21 protein-coding genes are annotated in these 20442 nt (G+C 63.7%); 5 read left to right on the top strand and 16 right to left on the bottom strand.

Features of this window, described 5'->3' with window-relative positions; translation table 11 throughout:
- Nucleotides 1-2 precede the first annotated feature (2 nt).
- The 7 genes from flgH to flgB all read right to left on the bottom strand — a co-directional run bounded on the left by flgH (nt 3) and on the right by flgB (nt 5771).
- Nucleotides 3-701 (bottom strand): flagellar basal body L-ring protein FlgH, encoded by a 699-nt coding sequence (gene flgH / locus OH764_RS16495; protein ID WP_498847477.1) that lies wholly within the window; start codon nt 699-701, stop codon nt 3-5.
- A gap of 49 nt (nt 702-750) precedes the next feature.
- Nucleotides 751-1539, bottom strand: a complete 789-nt coding sequence (flgG, locus tag OH764_RS16500; RefSeq protein ID WP_020070751.1) for a flagellar basal-body rod protein FlgG — start codon at nt 1537-1539, stop codon at nt 751-753.
- Nucleotides 1540-1680: 141 nt separating this feature from the next.
- On the bottom strand, nt 1681-2439 hold the full coding sequence (gene flgF, locus OH764_RS16505; RefSeq protein ID WP_498847478.1) for a flagellar basal body rod protein FlgF: 759 nt from the start codon (nt 2437-2439) through the stop codon (nt 1681-1683).
- A 20-nt stretch (nt 2440-2459) separates the two neighbouring features.
- Nucleotides 2460-3968: a flagellar hook protein FlgE gene (locus tag OH764_RS16510; protein WP_498847479.1), complete on the bottom strand. Its 1509-nt coding sequence runs from the start codon at nt 3966-3968 to the stop codon at nt 2460-2462.
- Between the two features lie 41 nt (nt 3969-4009).
- The gene (gene flgD, locus OH764_RS16515; RefSeq protein ID WP_027776974.1) at nt 4010-4741 is read right to left on the bottom strand and encodes a flagellar hook assembly protein FlgD; all 732 of its coding nucleotides are present in this window, start codon (nt 4739-4741) and stop codon (nt 4010-4012) included.
- 10 nt (nt 4742-4751) lie between these two features.
- A complete protein-coding gene (flgC, locus tag OH764_RS16520; protein WP_498847480.1) occupies nt 4752-5177 on the bottom strand; it encodes a flagellar basal body rod protein FlgC in 426 nt (141 codons plus the stop codon).
- A gap of 102 nt (nt 5178-5279) precedes the next feature.
- A complete protein-coding gene (flgB, locus tag OH764_RS16525; protein WP_214877965.1) occupies nt 5280-5771 on the bottom strand; it encodes a flagellar basal body rod protein FlgB in 492 nt (163 codons plus the stop codon).
- 216 nt (nt 5772-5987) lie between these two features.
- On the opposite strand from flgB, the gene flgA reads away from it, so the two are divergent.
- The 5 genes from flgA to OH764_RS16550 all read left to right on the top strand — a co-directional run bounded on the left by flgA (nt 5988) and on the right by OH764_RS16550 (nt 9614).
- Nucleotides 5988-7559 carry a flagella basal body P-ring formation protein FlgA gene (gene flgA, locus OH764_RS16530; protein WP_498847481.1) on the top strand — a complete coding sequence of 524 codons (1572 nt, stop codon included), beginning with the start codon at nt 5988-5990 and terminating at the stop codon, nt 7557-7559.
- Nucleotides 7560-7712: 153 nt separating this feature from the next.
- The gene (gene flgM / locus OH764_RS16535; RefSeq protein ID WP_498847482.1) at nt 7713-8066 is read left to right on the top strand and encodes a flagellar biosynthesis anti-sigma factor FlgM; all 354 of its coding nucleotides are present in this window, start codon (nt 7713-7715) and stop codon (nt 8064-8066) included.
- A gap of 93 nt (nt 8067-8159) precedes the next feature.
- Entirely contained in the window at nt 8160-8606 is a 447-nt protein-coding gene (locus OH764_RS16540) for a flagella synthesis protein FlgN (RefSeq protein ID WP_027776969.1), read from the top strand.
- Between the two features lie 418 nt (nt 8607-9024).
- Nucleotides 9025-9207 (top strand): type II toxin-antitoxin system HicA family toxin, encoded by a 183-nt coding sequence (locus OH764_RS16545; RefSeq protein WP_498847483.1) that lies wholly within the window; start codon nt 9025-9027, stop codon nt 9205-9207.
- Nucleotides 9204-9614, top strand: a complete 411-nt coding sequence (locus tag OH764_RS16550; protein WP_498847484.1) for a type II toxin-antitoxin system HicB family antitoxin — start codon at nt 9204-9206, stop codon at nt 9612-9614. Before OH764_RS16545 ends, OH764_RS16550 begins: the two co-directional genes overlap by 4 nt.
- A gap of 72 nt (nt 9615-9686) precedes the next feature.
- On the opposite strand, the gene OH764_RS16555 is transcribed toward OH764_RS16550, so the two are convergent.
- The 9 genes from OH764_RS16555 to cheY all read right to left on the bottom strand — a co-directional run bounded on the left by OH764_RS16555 (nt 9687) and on the right by cheY (nt 20424).
- Nucleotides 9687-10421, bottom strand: a complete 735-nt coding sequence (locus tag OH764_RS16555) for an RNA polymerase sigma factor FliA (RefSeq protein WP_498847485.1) — start codon at nt 10419-10421, stop codon at nt 9687-9689.
- 28 nt (nt 10422-10449) lie between these two features.
- Entirely contained in the window at nt 10450-11319 is an 870-nt protein-coding gene (locus OH764_RS16560) for a MinD/ParA family ATP-binding protein (protein ID WP_498847486.1), read from the bottom strand.
- Nucleotides 11312-13303: a flagellar biosynthesis protein FlhF gene (gene flhF, locus OH764_RS16565; RefSeq protein ID WP_498847487.1), complete on the bottom strand. Its 1992-nt coding sequence runs from the start codon at nt 13301-13303 to the stop codon at nt 11312-11314. Before flhF ends, OH764_RS16560 begins: the two co-directional genes overlap by 8 nt.
- A gap of 361 nt (nt 13304-13664) precedes the next feature.
- Nucleotides 13665-15767 (bottom strand): flagellar biosynthesis protein FlhA, encoded by a 2103-nt coding sequence (gene flhA / locus OH764_RS16570; RefSeq protein ID WP_498847488.1) that lies wholly within the window; start codon nt 15765-15767, stop codon nt 13665-13667.
- Nucleotides 15764-16969: a flagellar type III secretion system protein FlhB gene (flhB, locus tag OH764_RS16575; RefSeq protein ID WP_498847489.1), complete on the bottom strand. Its 1206-nt coding sequence runs from the start codon at nt 16967-16969 to the stop codon at nt 15764-15766. Before flhB ends, flhA begins: the two co-directional genes overlap by 4 nt.
- 217 nt (nt 16970-17186) lie before the next feature.
- Nucleotides 17187-18503, bottom strand: a complete 1317-nt coding sequence (locus OH764_RS16580; protein WP_498847490.1) for a DUF3443 domain-containing protein — start codon at nt 18501-18503, stop codon at nt 17187-17189.
- 15 nt (nt 18504-18518) lie between these two features.
- Complete coding sequence (locus OH764_RS16585) at nt 18519-19055, bottom strand: DUF2844 domain-containing protein (protein ID WP_498847491.1); 537 nt, start codon at nt 19053-19055, stop codon at nt 18519-18521.
- A gap of 261 nt (nt 19056-19316) precedes the next feature.
- A complete protein-coding gene (cheZ, locus tag OH764_RS16590; protein WP_020070733.1) occupies nt 19317-20027 on the bottom strand; it encodes a protein phosphatase CheZ in 711 nt (236 codons plus the stop codon).
- 1 nt (nt 20028) lies between these two features.
- Complete coding sequence (gene cheY, locus OH764_RS16595; protein ID WP_498847492.1) at nt 20029-20424, bottom strand: chemotaxis response regulator CheY; 396 nt, start codon at nt 20422-20424, stop codon at nt 20029-20031.
- Nucleotides 20425-20442 lie beyond the last annotated feature (18 nt).

The following is a 20442-nucleotide window of genomic DNA, read 5'->3' on the forward strand; positions in this document are numbered from 1 at the left end:
GATCACCACGGCGACACATTGAGGAAGAAGCGTTGCAGCCAGCCCATGTTTTCGGCCTCGTCGAGATAGCCTTTTGCCGAATACTCGATCTTTGCGTCGGCCACCTGCGTGGAGTACACGGCATTCAGACTGGAGATCGTGTTCGGATTCACCACGCCCGAGAAACGCACGAACTCGTTGCCCTGATTGATGAGCATCTGCTTTTCACCGCTTACCATCAGGTTGCCGTTCGGCAGCACACCGGTCACCGTCACGGTGATCGTGCCGTTGAATGTGTTCGACGCGTTGGCGCCGCCGGTGCCGCTGAACACGTTCGCGCCTTTGGCGTTCAGACTCGCCCTGCCGAACAGTCCGGCAAGGAAGCCCGCTGTCGGCACCGTCAGGTTGGTACTGCCCGAGCGGTTTGAATTGGCACCCGAGGACTTCGTCGCGTTGACGTTTTCCTGGATCACGATGGTCAGGATGTCGCCGACATTGCGCGGACGCTGATCTTCGAACAACGGCCGGCCCGCGTAACCCGGGTTGTAGATCGAGCCGGGCGACTGCGCTTGCGGCGGCATCGGCGGCAGCGCCGTCATCGGCTGCTGCGTGATCGGCTCCTTCGGCACGAGGCCGCAACCGCCAAGCGCGACGAGCAGCGTGAGCTGCGCGAGCGCGACGGCAGTACGCGAATGAACCGGATTACGAGTGAAGTGCGACATCTTGATTACCGCCTGATTTACAGCCTGTTAAGTACCAGTGACTTCAGCGTCAGACTTGCATCTGGCTGAGCGTCTGCAGCATCTGGTCGGACGTCGTCACGGCCTTGCTGTTGATTTCGTAAGCACGTTGCGTCTGGATCATGTTCACCAGTTCCTGCACCACGTTCACGTTCGATGCTTCGACGTAGCCCTGATTGAGCGTGCCCGCGCCGTTCAGGCCAGGCTGAGCGACGTTAGGCGCACCCGACGACGCCGTTTCCGCAAACAGGTTCTCGCCCTTCGCGTCCAGACCGGCCGGGTTGATGAAGGTCGCGACCTGCATCGAGCCGAGCTGCTGGCTGTTGGTCGAGCCGGCGACGGTAATCGACACCACGCCGTCGCTGCCGATGGTGAGCGACGTCGCGTTGTTCGGCACCGTGATGGCCGGGATCACCTGATAGCCGCTCGACGTCACGAGCTGGCCTTGCGCGTTGGTCTGGAACGAGCCGTCGCGCGTATAGGCGGTCGTGCCGTCGGGCATCTGCACCTGGAAAAAGCCCTGGCCGTTAATGGCGACGTCTTTCGAGTTACCGGTCTGCTGCAGATTGCCCTGCGTGTAGAGGCGCTCGGTGGCGACCTGTTGCACGCCCGTGCCGAGCTGGATGCCCGACGGCAATTCCGTTTGCTGCGTCGAGTTCGCGCCCGGCTGGCGGACGGTCTGATACAGCAGATCCTCGAACACTGCGCGCGAGCCCTTGAAACCGTTGGTGCTCACGTTCGCGAGGTTGTTCGAGATTACGTCCATCTGCGCCTGTTGCGCATTCATGCCGGTGGCGGCGATATAAAGCGAGCGATTCATATTCCTTCTCCTATGTCGACCGGAGTGGGCGCTTCAGCTATGAACCCGAAGTCCGCGCTTAGGCGTTACTCCGGTTCCATGCAAGGCACTTACTCTGGTCCCATGCAACATGTTGGCGAGCCGGCACGAGCCGGCGGCCCGTTAGCTAAAGCTGAGCAACTGGTTAGCCGACTGATCGTTCTTGTCGGCGCTTTCCAGCAGCTTGGTCTGCATCTGGAACTGGCGCGCGTTCGTGATCATCGAGACCATCGCGCTGACCGGATTCACGTTGCTCCCTTCGAGCGATGCAGGCGCGACCGTCACGGCCGGATCGGCGTCGGCGGGATTGCCGTCAGCGGTGCGAAAGAGGCCGTCGTCGCCGCGCGTCATGGTTTGCGGATCGGGGTTGACCAGCTTCAGCTGATCGACCGTCACCACCGCGGTCGGCGGATCACCCGGTGTGAGCGCCGACACGGTGCCGTCTCGGCCGATGGTGATCTGCGCACCCGGCGGCACCGAGACCGGCCCGCCGTTGCCGAGCACCACCTGATTCGTGGCGTTCACCAGCTGGCCGTTCTGGTCGATATGCAGATTGCCGGCGCGCGTGTATGCCTCGCCGCCGTCAGTGGTCTGCACCGACAGCCAGCCCGGACCTTCGATAGCGACATCGAGAGGATTGCCCGTCTGCTGGATCGGGCCGGGCGTGTAGTCCGCACCCGGCGTCGACGACAGCACGAAAGTGCGCGTGGTGTTGTCGTTGATCGAACTGCCGTCGCCGAACGCCATCGGCACGGCGCGGAAAGTCGCCAACTGGGCGCGAAAACCAGTGGTCGATGCGTTCGCGAGATTGTTCGCAACGATTGCCTGCTGTTCGAGCGCTTGCGCGCTGCCCGACATCGCGGTGTAGATCAGCCGATCCATGATGGGTCCGTCCTGCTCGCTTACAGGTTGATGAGCGTCTGGTCGACGGTCTGCTGCGTCTTGATCGTCTGCGCGTTCGCCTGATAGTTGCGTTGCGCGGTGATCAGGTCCACGAGCTGGCTCGTCAGATCGACGTTCGAGTTTTCGACGGCGCCGCCTTGCAGCACGCCGTGATTCGTGGAGCCCGGTGCCGAAATCTGCGCGGCGCCCGATGCGTCGGTCTGCTGGAACTCGTTATTGCCCAGGTTCACGAGACCGTTCTGGTTCGCGAAGTTCGCGAGCGCGATCTGGCCGAGCGCGGCTGTCTGCTGGTTCGAATAGTTGCCGGTCAGCATGCCGTCGGCGCCGATGCTGAAGCTCGTCAGCGTGCCGGCCGGATAGCCGTCGGGCTGCAGCGAATTCACGCCGTCCTTGCCGCCGTACTGCGTGGTGCCGCCAATATTCAGCGTCAGTTTCTGAGGCGTCGCCGAACCGTCGGTGGTCGGCACCGAGAAGTTGAAGACGAACGGCGTGGCAGTCGCCGCGCCGGAAGCGTCGGTCGTGCCGAGCAGCGTGCCCGACGAGTTGAAGTTCGCATGGCCGACGAGCGCCGCGGTGCCGGTGGAGACGCCGGCATACACGTCCCACGTGCCGGCGGCCGTCTTGGCAAAATACATGTTGACCGTCTGCGAGCCGCCGAGCGTGTCGTACACCGTGGTGCTCGTCGAGTAGTTGTACGTCGTCGAACTGTTCTGGTTGAACGCCACCGGGGTCGGTGTGACGCTATAGCTGTCGCCCGTCGCCGGCACGCCGTTGAACGTGATCGTCTGGCCGTTGCCGAGCGAAATCGGCGAGCCGGCCGTGTACGTGCCGGTCGTCGAGGTGCCGAGCGTGGTGTCGGTCACCGTGTATCCCGTCGCGCTGGTGAACGAGACGGTGTAGTTGTCGTTGTTCGTTCCCGACGCCGTGTTGGTGATCGTCGCGCCGGTCGTGCTCAGCGTGCCGGAATTGGTGCCTCCTGCCGTCACCTTCGGCGTGCCGAGCATCAGCGGATCTTGCGCATTCAGGTTCAGGCCGGCTGCGATGTTGGTCGTCGCCTTCGGCGCGATGTTCGCGGTCGGCACGCTAAGCGGCACGGTCTGCGCGGTATTGACGATGCCCGAGCTGTTCGCCGCATAGCCCATCAGTTGCAGGCCTTGCGAGTTCGTGATGAAGCCGTTCTTGTCGAGCTGGAATACGCCGTTGCGCGAGTACACGAGCGAACCGTTGTTCGACAACTGGAAAAAGCCGTTGCCGTTGATGGCGACGTCGAGCGCCTGGTTCGTGCTGGTGATCGTGCCTTGCGAGAACTGCTGCTGCACCTGTGCGAGCTTGGTGCCGATACCGACCTGGTTGCCGACAGCCGTCGCCACCGAATTGGCGTACATGTCGGCGAATTGCGCTGCGCCGCTCTTGAAGCCAACCGTATTCGCGTTGGCAATGTTGTTGCCGATCACGTCGAGATCGCTCGACGATGCGGACAAACCACTCAAACCTTGTTGGTAACCCATGACGGTCTCCGTGTCTGGAAAGTCGTACTGACTGAATCGAATTAGAGGATCGCGGCCACGCTGGTCAGCCCGACAGTCGAGCCGTTCGAGAGCACGAGGCCCGGCGTACCGTTGTTCTGCATGACGACGCTTTGCACCGTTGCGCCTGCGAGCGTGGTGGCCGTGGCTTGCTGGCCGTTGATCGTGCCGACCGCGCTGATCGTGTACGTGCCGTCGGGCAGCGCGTTGCCGGCCGAGTCGGTCGGCGTCCAGCCCACCGGAATCGTGCCCGCCGACTGCTTGCCGAGATCGATCGTGTTGACGATCTGGCCTGCCGAGTTCTTCACGACGACCTGCAGGTCGCTCACCGAGTTCGCGAGTTGCACGCCGAACGCGCCGGCCTTGCCGCTCGCGACCGACACCGAGTTGCCCGGCGCGAGCACGGTCGAGCCGATCAGCAGCGCCGCTTGCGACTGCTGACCCGCCGACATCTGCGTCGCGAGCGAGCTCAACGTCGTGTTCAACTGGCTGATGCCTGACACGGTGTTGATCTGGGCGAGCTGCGAGGTCATCTGCGAGCTGTCCATCGGATTGGTCGGATCCTGGTTCTTCAACTGCGCGACGAGCAGGCTCAAAAAGGTGTTTTGCAGATCGGTCGCCGAAGTGCCCGACGTGCCGGACGTGCCGCCCGTCGAACTGCTCGAGCCCGAGGCACTGTTCGTGCCGTTCATCGTATCGAGCAGCGTTTGCGACACGGTCGTGCCGTTGTTGCCGATGGTGGTGCCAGTAGTCAAGGGGCTCTCCTCAGGTTCCGATCGTGAGCGTTTTCAGCATCAGGGTCTTGGCGGTGTTCAGGGTTTCGACGTTGGCCTGGTACGAGCGCGACGCCGAAATCATGTTCACCATTTCCTGCACCGGGTCGACGTTGGGCAGCGTCACATAGCCGTCAGCGTTGGCCGCCGGGTTGCCGGGGTCGTAGGCGGTCTTCATCGGCGTCGGGTCGTCGATCACGCCGGTGACCTGCACGCCGCCAACCTGCTGGCCGGAGCCGCTGCGCGCGCCGCCGAGCGGCGCAACGCCGAACACGACCTGCTTGGCCTTGTACGGCTGGCCGTCCGGACCGGTGGTGCTGTCCGCGTTGGCGAGATTCGACGCCGTCACGTTGAGCCGTTGCGACTGCGCGGACATCGCGGAGCCTGCAACACCAAATATGTTCATCAAAGAAGGCATGTTTGCTGACCTTTCCCGCCGGTTCGAGCCGGCTTCAAGTTAGTTCCCGTAGCGATTGTTCTTGCGTACTGCGTGTTTCTTTGCGTGCAGACCGTTACCCGGTTACGAGCCCGACTGGATCGCCGACAACATCGCCTTGATCTGGCTCGACAGCATCGTCATGCCCGATTCGAAGTGCAGCGTGTTGTCCGCGAACTGAACGCGCTCGGTGTCGATGTCGACCGTGTTGCCGTCGAGCGCGGGCTGCGTCGGAACGCGGTATTGCAGGTTGCCGTAGTCGTCGGGCCTGCCGCCCGCCGGGCTCAGCGTCGATTTGCCGGACATGTGGCCCGACGTGGTCGACGCCATCGACATTCCGCTCGTCACGCCGGCCGGCTGCGCCATCGGAAGCGTCGCGGTGTTCGACGCCGTATGCGCGGCCACACCGGTCTTTTTCAGTGCGCCCGCGAGCGACGAAGCGAAGTCGACGTCGCGCGCCTTGTAGCCGGGCGTGTCGGCATTGGCGATATTCGACGACAGGAGCTCCTGGCGATAAGCGCGCACGTCGAGCGCTTCACGTCCAAAGGCGAATTCGGCATCGAGTTTGTCCAGCATAAGAATCTCCGGAGAACGGTCCCGAGGCTTCCCGTGCGCCTCGCGTGAGGACTGCATCAGACGGGAAGACCTTTTTGCATGAGGTGCATCTTATGGGCCGAGTGCAAGCAGCAATCGGACGAATAACCGGGAAAGGGGGCTTCTATTCAACGTTTGCGCGAAGGGGGCTCTCAATAGAATGCAAGGCGTACCAAATGCATTCGATGGAGAACCGCAATGGACCAGCACACTTTCGATCCGACGCACCGCGCGCAACGCGCGGCGGCGCATCGCCTGTGTGCGGCTGCGCTGCGCGTCGCCGCGCGGCTCCTGTTGAGTTCGTCGCTGGGCGTGCCGGGTGTCGGCGCCGCCGCGCTATGCGCGCCTGCCGCCGCCATGTTGATCGCCAATGCCGCGCACGCGGGCGAGGCGGACGGTCCCATCGTGATTGCCGGTCCGAACGAAAAGGATCCGGCGGCACTCACCGAGCTTGCCGAGCATATGCAGGCGACGCCGGCGAAACGCGCCGGCTCTTCGGCGACGCTCGCCGCCGCCACCGCGCAATCGCTGACGCGCGGTTCGGCCTCGCGCGACGCCGATCCTTTCAGCCGCGCCGCCAATGCAAGCGGCTCGATCGTCATCGCGGGCTCGGGCGAAGCGCCGGCCGCGCCGCAAATGATCCGCACCAGTTTCAAGCCCGACGCGAACGGCGTGGTGACCATTCCTGCGCCAGGCCGTGCCGGTTCTGCCGCGACAAGCGCCAGCAACCTGAATCCGGCCGACGCCGCCCGCCTCAATGAGATGCCGGCCCCGCGCCGTGTCGTTCCGGTCGTCGTGACACCGGCGCCGCAAGCGAACGGCGTGCGTCAGGCCGCCGGCGTTCAGCCGGTGGCGGCCAACGCGCCGGCCAGCGTGACGGGTCGCGCCGCGGCTGCGGCGTCGCAAGCGTTGGGAGCATCGGCAACCGACTCGTTCGACACGCTCGCTTCGCGCGGCGAGCCGCCGCAGCTCGGCGCGGACGGCAAGCCGGTCCCGGCGCGTTCGAACGCCCTCGCCAATTCAACTCGTGCCGCCGCGGCGTCGCCGACGGCGCGCGTGGCCGCGACGCGGCCCATCGCGGCAGCGCCGGCACCCGCACAGCAGAATCAGCGTGCGGCAGCGCCGGCCCAGCCCGAGCCGCTGCCGGGCCAGCAAGACCCTGAAGCAATCCGCACGACCGCGCTCGCGTTCCTGCAGCAGCAGTCGGCGGGATTGCCGGGGAAAGTGGACATCACCGTCGCACCCGCGTTTCCACGCGGTCTCGCGGCCTGCATGGTGCTGGAGCCGTTCATGCCGAGCGGCGCCCGACTGTGGGGCCGCGTAACCGTCGGCGTGCGTTGCGCGGGCCAGCGTCCCTGGACCATCTATCTGCAGGCGCGCATCTCGCTGCATGCCACCTACTATCTCGCCGGCCGCGCGATGTCGCCGGGCGAGGTGCTGACGGCCGCCGACCTCGTCGCGCGCGAGGGCGATCTGACGGGCTTGCCGCAGGCCATCGTGACGGACCCGTCGCAAGCGGTCGGTTCTGTCACGTTGACGCGCGTTGCCGCAGGCATGCCGCTGCGCCGCGATATGCTCAAGAGCGCGTCGGCTGTGTCGATCGGACAAACGGTGCGCGTGGTCGCCGCCGGTGATGGATTCGCGATTTCGTCGGAAGGCAGCGCGATGAACAATGCGTCACCGGGTCAGCAGGTCCGCGTAAAGACGCCCAATGGTCAGGTTATCTCGGGCATCGTCAAGGACGGCGCGACCGTGGAGATTCAACTGTGAGCCGCGGGCTTTCCGGGCTGGCGGCCGATCCGCATGCGTCCGCCGTGTCAGGGCCGGATCGTATTGACAGACAAGGGAAAAGCAGCAGCGATTGCGCTAAAGTTTTGATGGACGCCTGCCGTTATCAGGATCAAATCGTTCAGGAAGCCAATCGTGAAAGTCGATTCCAAAACCAATTCGAATCTGCCGACGTTGAAAGATGGCGTGTCCCGCTCGCAACAAAGCGACGCGGCGACGGCCAACCCCGGCGCGCAGACCGCGAGCACCGCCTCGCAAGCCACTCCCAGCAGTTCGGGCGACGCCAGCGTCAGCCTGTCGGGTCTGTCGCAGCATCTGCGCAGCCTCGCGGCGTCCGGCTCGGCCGACATCGATACGGCGCATGTCGAGTCGATCAAGCAGGCCATCAAGGACGGCACGCTGCAAATCGACTCGGGCAAGATCGCCGACGGCGTGCTGAGCACCGCACGCGAACTGTTGCAAAGCAAAACCCCGTCGACCGGCAATTAATCGGCGCATCGAAGTACGGTGAATGGCCGGCGGCGTTCGACAAACCCGACTCGCGGATCATCTGCGAGCCGTCGTTTTCAGCGAGTTGTTGAGATGAAAGACGCCCTGCTTGCCACCCTCATCGAAGAGTATTCCGCCGTCGAGGCATTCGCCTCCGTTTTGACGCTGGAGACCAAGGCATTGACCGCCTTGTCGCCGGTCGAACTGCTGCCGCCGGTCATCGACAAGAAAACCGAACTGATCGGCGAGCTCGCGCAGCTCGAAACCCGCCGCGACGAACTGCTCGCCGGCATGGGTTTTCCGGGCGGTTGGGCCGGCATGGAACTCGCGGCCAGCACCGACGAGCGGCTCGCCGCACAATGGTCGCTGCTGCAAAAAGCCGCCGAGCGAGCGCGCCGCTTCAACACGAGCAACGGCGAACTGATTCGCGTGCGCATGGATTACAACCAGCGGGCGCTCACGGCGTTGCAGGTGGCGTTGCCGCAAAAGGCCAACTTCTATGGCCCGGACGGACGCATTCCGGCGCGCGCAGCGGTGTGATGCCGGGTGACGCTGGCGCTCAGCTTCAGCGTCGCCTGTTCGCTACTGTGAATGCTGCTTATCGCGATGCGGGCCTCGCATTGCTTTGCGGTGTTTGACACCAACGCCTGACTCGCCCGCAACTTCGTGACGTGTGGCCAGCGTCGCCGCAGCAACGCAGCCAACTGAAGCAGCCTCGCATGAACAGAAGGGTTCGTCGTCTCGACGAGCCCTTTTTGTTTTCTATCTCCTCGCCCTTCGCTCCCCGCATGCCGCAGCCATTCGGCCAGGTGGCGCGAATCCGTCGCGCACGATCAAATCTCCTCTTTTCCCTAACGAAGTTGTTCCGTGCTAGCGGGTGTCCACGCGTCGCGGTGAACGGAAGCTAACTTCATCTAGCGAGAGTGTGTAATCGTGTGTATGATTCGAGGAGTGCAATATGAACAGTGCCGAAGTCGTCAAACTGATTCTGGCGAACGGCTGGCGGCTCGTCCGCATATCGGGCAGCCACCATCATTGTCGGCACGCATTCAAAGCCGGGCTCGTGACCATCCCCCATCCCAGGAAGGATCTGCCGGCCGGCACGCTGAACAGCATCTTGAAACAGGCAGGGCTGAAATGAAAAATCTGATCTTCCCGATCGCAATCGAGGCGGGCGACGCACAGCACGCGTTCGGCGTCGTCGTGCCGGATATTCCGGGCTGTCACTCGGCGGGGGATTCACTGGAAGAAGCTTACGCGAACGCAAAAGAAGCGATCGAGGCGCATCTGGATACGCTGCTCGACGAAGGCTTGCCGATTCCCGAAAGGCTGACGCTAGACGAGCATCGGCGTAATCCTGACTACGCGGGTCTCACGTGGGGTTTCGTGACAACCCGGAATATTCCCGCGCTGAAGAAGGCGGTACGCATCAACATTTCGTTGCCCGAAGCGCTGGTGCATGAAATCGACGAATACGCGCAGGCGCGTGGCATGTCGCGTTCCGCTTTTCTGGCGCTCGCGGCCGAGCATGAAATGGCGGACGCATGACTGAAGGCGCGGGTAACGCCCTCGCTTCACAACTCATTGCCCCGCTGAGCGCCAACTCACGAGGCAAGCCGCTCAGGTTGCCTCGGCGTTCGCCCACGCCATCTCGCGCAAGCGCGTGCGCAAACGCGCTACCGCCTGACTGTGCAACTGACACACGCGCGACTCGCTGACTTCCATCACCGCGCCGATTTCACGCAGGTTCATGCCGCGCTCGTAGTAGAGCGACATCAGCAACTTCTCGCGTTCCGGCAAGCGGTCGATCGCCTCGACCAGCGCCGAGCGCAGACTGTCGTCGAGCAAGGCGGAAAGCGGGTCCGAGTGATCGACGCAGTAGCGGTCGAGAAACGGCTCGTCGTCCGCGGAACGGTCGAAGTCTTCGTAGTAGATCAACTGGCTTCCGTGCAGATCCTGCAACATCGACTGATACTCGTCGAGTGGCATGTCCAGGTGTTCGGCAATCTCGGTTTCGCTCGCCGAGCGGCCCAGATTCTGCTCCACCTTGTGCACGGCCGTCTCCACTTCTCGCGACGTGCGTCGCAAGCTACGCGGCAACCAGTCGTTGCTGCGCAGTTCGTCCAGCATCGCGCCGCGAATCCGCTGGCTCGCGTAGGTTTCGAACTGCGCGCCCTGATCTTCCTTGTAGCGACTCGCGGCATCCAGCAAGCCAATCATGCCCGCCTGAATCAGATCGTCGAGATCGACGCTGGCCGGCATTTTTGCAACGAGCTGCAAGCCGAGTCGACGCACCAGCGGTGCGTACTTCGTCAAAACCTCGGCTTGGGAAATCTTTCCCTGAGCGTTATACATCGTGCTCCCCTTGTCCTTGTGCCGCCTCTCAGGCGTGCTGCGCAGACGGTTGGTCGGCGTGTTGCGCCGCTGTAACTGCCGCAGGCGCCATCCATGGCGTTTGCGACGACATCGCTGGCCGCATCGGCCAGTACTGCAATTCGGCTGCGAGGTGACGGAAGTCGCGCGCTGCCGGTGTCGACGGAAATGCGTCGACGACACAACGCGACAACTCCTCGGCTCGCGCCATCCGCGCATCCGCGGCAATGCAACCGGCGTCTTCCAGCGCTACCGCGAGGTAACGCCCGGCCACGCCGGCCAGGTTTGCAAAAGCAGCGCGCGCGTCTTCCACGCTCTGCACGTGATTCACCAGTACGCGAAACTGCGCGATGGCGTGCGCGTAGTGCAGACGCTTCATGCACGCATACGCGTCGGTGATCGCCTGTGCCGCCATGCGCGTGACGATCATCACGTCATGGGCCTGCGTCGCGAGCGCCGACAGGTGCCCTTGCTGATCCAGTTGCGCGTCGATCAGCACGATGTCGGCCGAACCGTGCAGCACCGCGCTGAACTGCGCCGCGCCATAACCTTCGCGATGCGCACGTGAGGCTGCGAGCACCGAGAAGCCGAGCGCGTGACGCAAAGCGGCTTCGTCGAGGGTCATCTCGCCGCGCATCACGGCGGCAAAGTTGCCTGCACCGCGCACGCTGCCGAGCATCGCGCTCACTGACTTATCGCCCACGCACTCGTCGATCACGAGCACATCCTTTCCCTGCTGCGCGAGCGCCACCGCAAGGTTCATCACTGTCGCCGTACAGCCGGCGCCCAGCGAACCGCCCGTCACCGCAATCACGCGCGAGCCGCTCCGCGCGAGAAGGCGCCGCAGTCCTTCTGCCTGATCGGAGACGAGCTTATCCAAAGCGGACCTCGTGCAATTCGGCCGTCGAGCGCGCGGACAGCGCGGACAGCAATGCCGGAACATCTTCGTCATGCGGCACGAATGGAGAGTGATCGCGCGGAATGCAGAACGCGCTCTTGATCAGAAAACGCTTGGTCGCGACGTACAGGTTCTCCGGCACTTTCTGACCGGTCGACACGTAGTGCACCGGCAGCTTGTAGCGGATCACCGTATCGAGCACGCCGCCCAGGTTGGTCGCCTCGTCGAGCTTGGTCAGAATGCAGCCGGCGAGCGGCTGTTGATCCGGTCCGCGCTGATAGGCCTGCACGACTTCATTGAGCGTGTCGCCGTGGCTCGTTGCGTTGAGCAGCAACAGGCGCTGCACGGGCTGGCCCGCGCGGCTCAGCATCGCGATCTGCTCGGAGACAAGGCGATCGCGTTGGCTCATACCGATCGTGTCGATCAGCACAATGTGCTTGTTGCGCAATTCGGAGAGTGCGAGCTGCAGGTCGGCGCTGTCTTTCACCGCGTGAACCGACACGCCGAGAATCTTGCCGAAGATGCGCAGTTGCTCGTGGCCGCCGATCCGGTAACTGTCGGTGGTGAGCAGCGCCACTTTGCTGGCGCCGAAACGCATCACGCAGCGCGCCGCGAGTTTTGCCGTGGTCGTCGTCTTGCCGACGCCCGTCGGGCCCATCAGCGCAAAGACGCCGCCGCGCTCCATCAGCGTGTCTTCATCTTCCATGACCGGCAGGTTCGATGCGAGCACCGAGCGCACCCAGTCCATGCCGTCGTCCATGTTGTCGACTTCGTCGGGCAGGTTTGCGACCATCATCTGCACGAGCTGCGCGGAAAAACCCGCGGCGAAGAGATGTTTGGTGAGCGACGCGTGCGCCGGGTTCCGGCGCTGACGATCGCCCCACATGAGACCGGCGAACTGTTCTTCCATCATGCCGCGCATCGAAGAAAGCTCGTTCATCACGGTTTCTTTGACGACCTGCTCCATGCGCGCCTTGATCGCTTCGGCGACAGCAGCAGGCGTGCGCGAGTCGTCGGTCGGCGACAGCGTGGTCGGTGCGGCCTTCTGCGCGGCGCGCCGTGCGGCGACCTGCGCGGCTTCGCGGGCCCAATCAGGCGTGTTGTCCTCCTGCGACGCAGCGGCCTTGCCCGGTTCCACAGCAGCGCCAAGACCCTTGGCCATCGCGGCGGCCGGCGTCATCGCGCCCGGACGTGTGTTGTATTCGCTTTGCGGCTCGTGGTCGGCGGCGATGCGTCGAGCGTGATCGATCAGCCAGGGATTCGATTCGGCCATCGTACGCGGTGCGTGGAGATCAGAGGCCGGTGCTGCAGAGCCGGACGACACCCCGGCGGCCTTCAGCAGATCCGCGCGAATGTCTTCGTTCAAACGAGCGGCTGCTGCGCGCGCGCTCGGCTGGCCAACGTGAATCTGTTGCGATTGCGGCGCCGACGCGGGCTTAGTGGCCGTGGCCGGGGCGCCCGGCAATGCAGTCTTGCGCGCGTCGGCCTGCCCGGCCGACGCCTTAGCTGCATTCATCGCGGCACTCATGGCCGCGCTCGGAACGACCTTCGCGGCGGGCTGTGCATCGTGACTGGCGGCCAGCGCTGAGTCGGCGAAGCTGCCCGTCGTTTCAATGCCGGCTTCCGGGCTCGCGCCGAACACCGACGAGAACACGTCCGGCATGCCGCTCGCGTACGGATTGGCCTGCATCGGCTGCGCGGCGGACATTGCGCGCGGCGCATTCAGCGCACTCGGCGCGGGCTGTGCAGCCGCTGCATTCGTCGATGCGAATTGCGCTGCGCTCGCGTCTGCGCGCGGAGCCTTCGGCGTGATCGCCGCGAGGTCGCTGTCGGCCAGGGCGACGATCTCGACGCTCCCGTCGTCCATCGTTCGATTGGACAGGACGACCGCGTCGGCACCCAGCGCTTCGCGCACGAGACGCAGTGCGTCGCGACTGGTAGCACCGATAAATTTACGAATGTTCAAGCTGGACCCCCGATGAGGTATACGGACTGACGGACCGGCAACACACCGCTTCCCATTGAGATCATTATTGCGAAACGTGACGACCGACGATCGGTGGATAAGGGCTGTTAAACGTGGGTAATTCGAACGATGGACGGATGCCGCGATTCGCAGCTCCTGCACCTATCGAATGACCCGCGCGCCGGACGATTGCTTCCGGGTCCCGCAGGCGAAGCATGGACGAGCCAATACGTGGGCGGCACGAAAAGTCAGGCGCGGAAATGAAAACCGGCGCCTTGGGGCGCCGGTCAATATAAAGGTCATAGTCGAGTCGATAAGCAAACGCACTTGCCCGATCGCAGTCGCGCTCGTAGAACGCGCTCTAACCGTGCGCGCCGATCAGATTCACGACCTTGATGTTGCGCGTGTCGGGCACTTCCGCATACGACAGCACCTTCAGTTGCGGCAGGCTGCGGCGCAGGAAGCGCGCGAGCATCGGCCGCAATGCATGTTGCACGAGCAACACCGGCGCGAGCCCAAGGTTCTGCTGGCGATTCATCGCCTTCTGCGTTTCGTTCATCAGCGTATGCGCGAGGCCAGGTTCCAGACCCGGGTTGGAGCCGGTCGAAAGCGCCTGCGAGAGCACGCGTTCGAGATTCGAGTCGAGGCCCATCACCTGCATGTCGCCGGTGCCTGGGAACCACTGCTGCGTGATCGCGCGGCCAAGCGCAAGGCGCACGGCGGCGGTGAGATCGTGTGCATCGGTGATCTTCGGCGTGTGTTCTGACAATGCTTCGAGAATCGTGCGCATGTCGCGGATCGGCACGCCTTCTTCCAGCAGGTTTTGCAGCACCTTTTGCAGCGTGGTGAGCGGCAGCGTCTTCGGCACCAGATCGTCGACGAGCGACGGCGTGTCTTTCTGCATCCGCTCGAGCAGCGCCTGCACTTCCCGGCGACCGAGCAGTTCCGACGCATGCGTGACCACCAGGTGATTCAGGTGCGTCGCGACGACCGTGCTCGAATCGACCACCGTGTAGCCGTACACCTGCGCCTGTTCGCGCAGATTGGTATCGATCCAGATGGCTGGCAGACCGAATGCCGGATCCTGTGTCGGCGTGCCCGGCAGCGCAGCGGAAACCTGGCCGGGGTTGATTGCGAGCCATTGACCCGGATACGCCTCGCCGACGCCCACTTCCACGCCCTTGAGCGCGATCCGATAACCATTCGGACGCAATTCCAGATTGTCGCGAATATGAATGACAGGCGGCAAGAAGCCGATTTCCTGCGCAAACTTCTTGCGGATGCTTTTGATCCGCTTGAGCAACTCGCCGTCGGAATTCTTGTCGACGAGCGGAATCAGCCGGTAGCCCACTTCGAGGCCGAGCGTGTCGATCATCGTCACGTCGTCCCAGCTTGCTTCCGCGTTTTCGATCGGCGTTACGGCTGCCGGTGCGACATCCACGAGCGCAGTCGTGTTCTTGCGTTCTTCGGCGCGCTTTTTCATCGTGCGGCCGAGCTGGATCAAACCGCCGCCGAGAATCAGAAACGCGAAATGCGGCATGCCCGGAATCAGGCCCATCAGCACGAGAATGCAACCTGTGATTGCCAGCACGCGCGGGTTCGTGAAAAGCTGCCCCGTGAGCTGTGTGCCAATGTCTTCGTTCGTCGCGACACGCGACACGATCACACCGGCAGCGGTCGAAATCACGAGCGACGGAATCTGCGCGACCAGGCCGTCACCGATGGTCAGCAGCGTGTAGTTCTTGCCCGCCGACGCGAAGTCCATGCCGTGCTGAACCATCCCGACGATCAACCCGCCGAAGATGTTGATCACCATGATCAGCAGGCCGGCAATCGCATCGCCGCGCACGAACTTGCTCGCGCCGTCCATGGAACCGTAGAACTCGGCTTCCTGCGAGACTTCCGCGCGACGCTTGCGTGCCTGTTCTTCGTTGATGAGCCCGGCGTTCAGATCGGCGTCGATCGCCATCTGCTTGCCGGGCATCGCGTCGAGCGTGAAGCGCGCGGACACTTCCGCGATACGCCCCGCGCCCTTCGTGATCACCATGAAGTTGATGACCATCAAAATAATGAAGACGACGATACCGACCGCGAAGTTGCCGCCCACGAGGAAGTGGCCGAACGACTCGATCACCTGGCCGGCCGCGTCAGGACCGGTGTGGCCTTCGAGCAGCACGACTCGCGTCGACGCAACGTTCAGTGACAGCCGCAGCAAGGTCGAGAACAAGAGCACGCTTGGGAAAGCGGCGAAGTCGAGCGGTTTCATCGTGTACATGCTGACGAGCAGCACCATCACGGAAAGCGCGATATTGAAGGTGAACAGCAGATCCAGCAGGAACGACGGCAACGGCAGAATCATCATGCCGAGGATCATGCAGATCAGCACCGGGCCGGCCAGGGCGCGTAAATTGGTGCCGCTCAAGGCATCGGGCCGTCGAGCGAGGAAACCGGCGCGAGCGTTCATGCGGAGGCTCCGTTATCGTTAGCGGGGTTAAGCGTATCGGCGGCTTCCTGATCGGCTTCTTCATCCGATACACCGCCCTTGTCGAGTTCAGCGGGCACGTCGAGCTCGGTCGGTGCGACCGGCACGTCGCCGCCGTCGGTTTTGAAGCGCCGCAACTGGTACACCCACGCGAGCACTTCGGCGACCGCGCCATAGAGCTGGCCGGGAATCTCGCGGTTCAGTTCGACGTTGTGATACAGCGCGCGGGCAAGCGGCGGCGCTTCCAGCAGCGGCACATTGTTTTCGGCGGCCAGCTCGCGAATCCGCGCGGCCACCAGGTTCACGCCCTTGGCGACCACCTTCGGTGCGCGCATCTCGCCGTCCGTGTATTGCAGCGCGACCGCAAAGTGCGTCGGGTTCGTGACCACGACGTCGGCCTTCGGCACTTGCGTCATCATGCGGCGGCGGGCAATTGCGCGCTGCTGCTGGCGAATCCGGCCTTTTACGTGCGGATCGCCTTCGCTTTCGCGATGCTCGCGCTTCACTTCTTCCTTGCTCATGCGCAGCTTCTTGTGGAACTGCCATAGTTGATACGGCACATCCATGGCGGCCACGACGAACATGCCGGCCACCGTCATACCGCAGCACACGGCGATCAGATGCACGGTGTTCGCCAGCGCGAGTTGCAGCGGCTGCGTGGCCAACGCGAGAATTTCCTCGCGTCGATTCCAGATCGCGGTGCCGCCGATCACGCCCACCACCAGCGTCTTCGCGAGCGACATGACAAGCTGGATAGGTCCGTTGATCGAAAAGATCTTGCCGAGGCCGGCAATCGGATTGAGACGGTCGAACTTGGGCTCGAGCCCTTTCGTCGACAGTTGCCAGCCGCCCAGCGCCATTGGCGCGAGCAAGGCCGCGGCGCCCGTGATCGCGAGGATCGGCAGCAATGCGGCGAGTCCTTCGCGGCTGGCGGCGCCTGCGCCGATCAACATGCGACGGGTCTCGAAAGCGGACGCGTGATCGAAAGTGAAGGCCGCGCGCAGCATGCCCTGCAAATGTTCGCCGATGCTGCCGGACATGCCCCACACGCCGAAAAAGCCCGCCGCGAGCAGCGCGAACGTCGACAGCTCCCGCGAACGCACGATCTGCCCTTCCTCGCGCGCTTTCTGCAAGCGCCGGGGAGTGGCTGATTCGGTTTTTTCGAGGTCGCTTTCCTCTGCCACAAAGCTCTCCAGTCGGCCGAGGCACAACGCCTCTTTCCAGTGAGAGCGATTATTCCCGCTCGGCGCAAGCACCGATCGGCGGATAAGGAAGGGGAAACGGGGGCTTTTCGAGGGATGGGCAAGCGCGGTGTGAACCCGCGCGAGGCCGAAAAAAGAAACGCCCGCGCGCGGTCGCGCAGGCGTTGTGGACAGCCGTCAGGCTTTGCGTGGCGGCAGGTTAGCTTGCGTAAGCCACGAAAGGCGCCTGGGTCCCGCCGATCGGCCGCAGGTCGAAGCCGTGATACACGTGGCGTCCGTAGAAGAACGGCAAGCCGAGGTCAAATGCCGCGAGACCGCCGACCTGACCCGCCAGATCGTTGAATGCGTAGTTGTTGCCGTTGCCGAACAGCGTCGACGCACTGACGATGCCGATATTCGCCGTCGCCTTCACGTTGTTCAGGCCGGCCAGCGTGATGGAACGGGTTTGCGCGGTGGACGGGCAGTAGAAGCCCGAGAAGTTGCTGCCGCACAAGGTGAGCGAGCTATCGGTGAAGAAATAGCCGTTCGAGCCCGAATCCAGGAACGCCGTCACCGTGTTGCCGTTGAACACGCTGTTGGTCAGATCGCCGAAGTTATCGGTCGTGAAGGTCTGTGCCGATCCGAGCGCATTGTTCGACTGCGTGCCGATGCCGAACACCAGCGTGCCGGTGGCCGACGGCGCGCCGCTGTTCGAGATGGGCGGCATCTGCACGATCACGCCGTTGTTGTCGACCGGGAATTTGGCGACCGGATTGGCCACCTGATTCGCCAGCGTAACCGCGGTACGAGCGCAAGACGTGCCGTTCGGACACGCGAAATAATTGCTGTAAGTCGACGCAAGGGACGGGTCAACGCACGTGGAGCCGCAATCATAGAGCGCGGTGCCGATGCCGATGATGCCGTTCGCGCCCAGGTCGCTCGCCGTGTTTTCCGCCGAGCCGCTGCCGCAACCGGCTGACGGCACGGTGCTCGCGTCTTTATCGCCGATCACCTGGATTGGAACCGCCGATGTCGTGGTTTCGCCGCCGATGGTGACGGCAGCCGTACGCACGGTGCCCCACGTGAAGCCGTCGGCGAACGTCGCGCATTCGGCAAGCTGAGCGCCGCCCGAGGTCGCGGTGACCGGCAATGCGGCTTGCATCGCCGCATTCAGCGCCCCGCCGACGATGCGCAGGCCGAACGAGCCCGTGTCGACCTGAATGTTGTTGATGGTCTGGCAGGTCGTGGTGCCGGGCGCGCACAGCGTCACGCTGATCGTGGGTATGTTGATCACACCCGTGGCGCCGTGGGCGACCGTAATCGGCACGGTGTTCGCGGCTGTCGCGGCGATCGGCTGCTGGGTTGGGCTGGCTGGCAAGGAGCCGCTGATCTGACTGCCTGACGAGCCGCCACTGGAGTTGGAACTGCCGCCGCTGTCGCCGCCGCCACCGCACGCGGCGAGCGCCGACACCAGCGCGACGGTCGCCACAACCTGCATCCAGTTCTTGAGTTTCATCGCAATATGCATGGTTCGCATCGTTCGTCCTCGCCGTTACTGGATGTCTGAGCCGCTGACGCCGGCCGGCAGCGCGGGCGGCAGCCATGCACGGCCGCTAAAAGCGCCCATATGACCGCCGGACTGCACGACGAGCGTGCTCTGATCCACCGCGACCGGCCCACGAGCGCCGCCGCGCGCCGCGCGCGCCGCCTTCACACCCGCGACGTACTGCGGAAAGTAACTGCCGAGCATTTCATTCAGATCGGGCATTTGCGGACCGCTCCACGCAATGCCGAACACGGTGCCGTCAGCGGACAGATATTCGCGCACCACCGTGCCGTTGCCGAGCGTGGTTTCACGAACGGTATAGGACGCGGAAGCCGAAGTGGAAGAAGCCGCACCGGATGCCGAGCGCATCACGGCGTTCGCCGCGGTGTCGGCAGGCTGGAACTTACGGGACGAAACCGACGCATCTGCCGGAGGCGACATTGGGGCGCCGCCGAGCGCCGCGTGAGCGGACTGCACGGCCGACAACGAACAGGGCAAAACAAGCGCCGTAACCACACCGGCGCGACGTACACGACTCCACATAACGAGACTCCTCCCTGGCTGCTAGCCGGCGCAAGCTCATGCCAACCGGCCGCAAATAGGCAAATCATAGGGCGCGGACGGGGCCGCATTGCCGAGGAATACCTCGTCGTGCAGGCCGCGGGTGATAGCGTTCACCTTCGGCCGCGCCGCTGCTTGACCTAGTAGTATGCCTGCGGTTTGTGTCGATAGACAGCACTCGCGCGCGGGAGCGCGCCTTGCTATTCATACTGGCTGGCCTCGCGCCGCAAGGGCGCGGGCCGCTCAGAAACCGAGGCTGGCGAGCAGATCGTCGACCTGTGACTGGTCCTGCACGACGTCGGTCTTGCCTTCCGGATTGATCTGCGGACCGTTCAGCAGATGCTCCGGGCTGCCGGTCGGAGATACTTCGGCTACCAGCGCGGCAGCATGCGCCGCGAACTGTTCACGCCGCTCGAGCGCGATGTTTTCGACGAGCACGCCGAGCAACTGCTGCTCGATCAGGTACACGACGTCAGTGATCTTCTTGATCACCTGACCGGTCAGATCCTGGAAATCCTGCGCCAGCATGATCTCCATGAGCTGCGAATTGGTCGCCGTGGTTGCTGCGGGCACGCCGCGCAGGAATTCGCGCGTATCGTTCATCAGCGCGCGCACTTCCGCGCGTTCGATCGGCGCCGCGTACCATTGCTCCCAACGCGCGTCGAGTTCGCCGGCGTCTTTCTGCAACTGCTCCTGGATCGGCTTCGCAACATCGATCGAGCCCAGCACGCGCTCGGCGGCCTGCTCGGTCATGTTCGCGATGTACTTCAGACGGTCGCGTGCGTCGGGTACGGCTTCGGCCGCGCGCTCGACATGCTTGTCGAGCCCCAGCTCGCGCATCGAATCACGCAGCGTACGTGTCAGTTGTCCAATGCGGGCAAGAATGCGGTCTGACGCGAAGTCGCCGCTCTCGTTGACCGCTTCAGCGCCTTGTGCATTGGTCGGCAGGTTCACATCAGCTCCCGGTCTTGGCCATCTTTTCGAGAATCTTGTTGAGCTTCTCGTCCAGCGTCGCGGCCGTGAACGGCTTTACGACATAACCGCTCGCGCCGGCCTGGGCCGCCGCGATGATGTTTTCCTTCTTCGACTCGGCCGTCACCATCAGCACCGGCAGGTGCTTGAGGTTTGCATCGGCGCGGATCTCCTTGAGCATGGCGAGACCGTCGAGGTTCGGCATGTTCCAGTCGGAGATCACGAAGTCGTACGTGGCGCCGCGCAAACGGGCGAGACCGGCCTGGCCGTCTTCGGCTTCGTCCACGTTGCCGTAGCCCAGCTCTTTCAGGAGGTTGCGAACGATCCGGCGCATCGTCGGAAAATCGTCAACAACCAGAAACTTCATTGCCTTATCCATTTGATTCCCTTTACTTGA

The sequence above is a fragment of the Burkholderia sp. M6-3 genome (assembly GCF_050858985.1).
Taxonomy (GTDB): Bacteria; Pseudomonadota; Gammaproteobacteria; order Burkholderiales; family Burkholderiaceae; genus Paraburkholderia; species Paraburkholderia caledonica.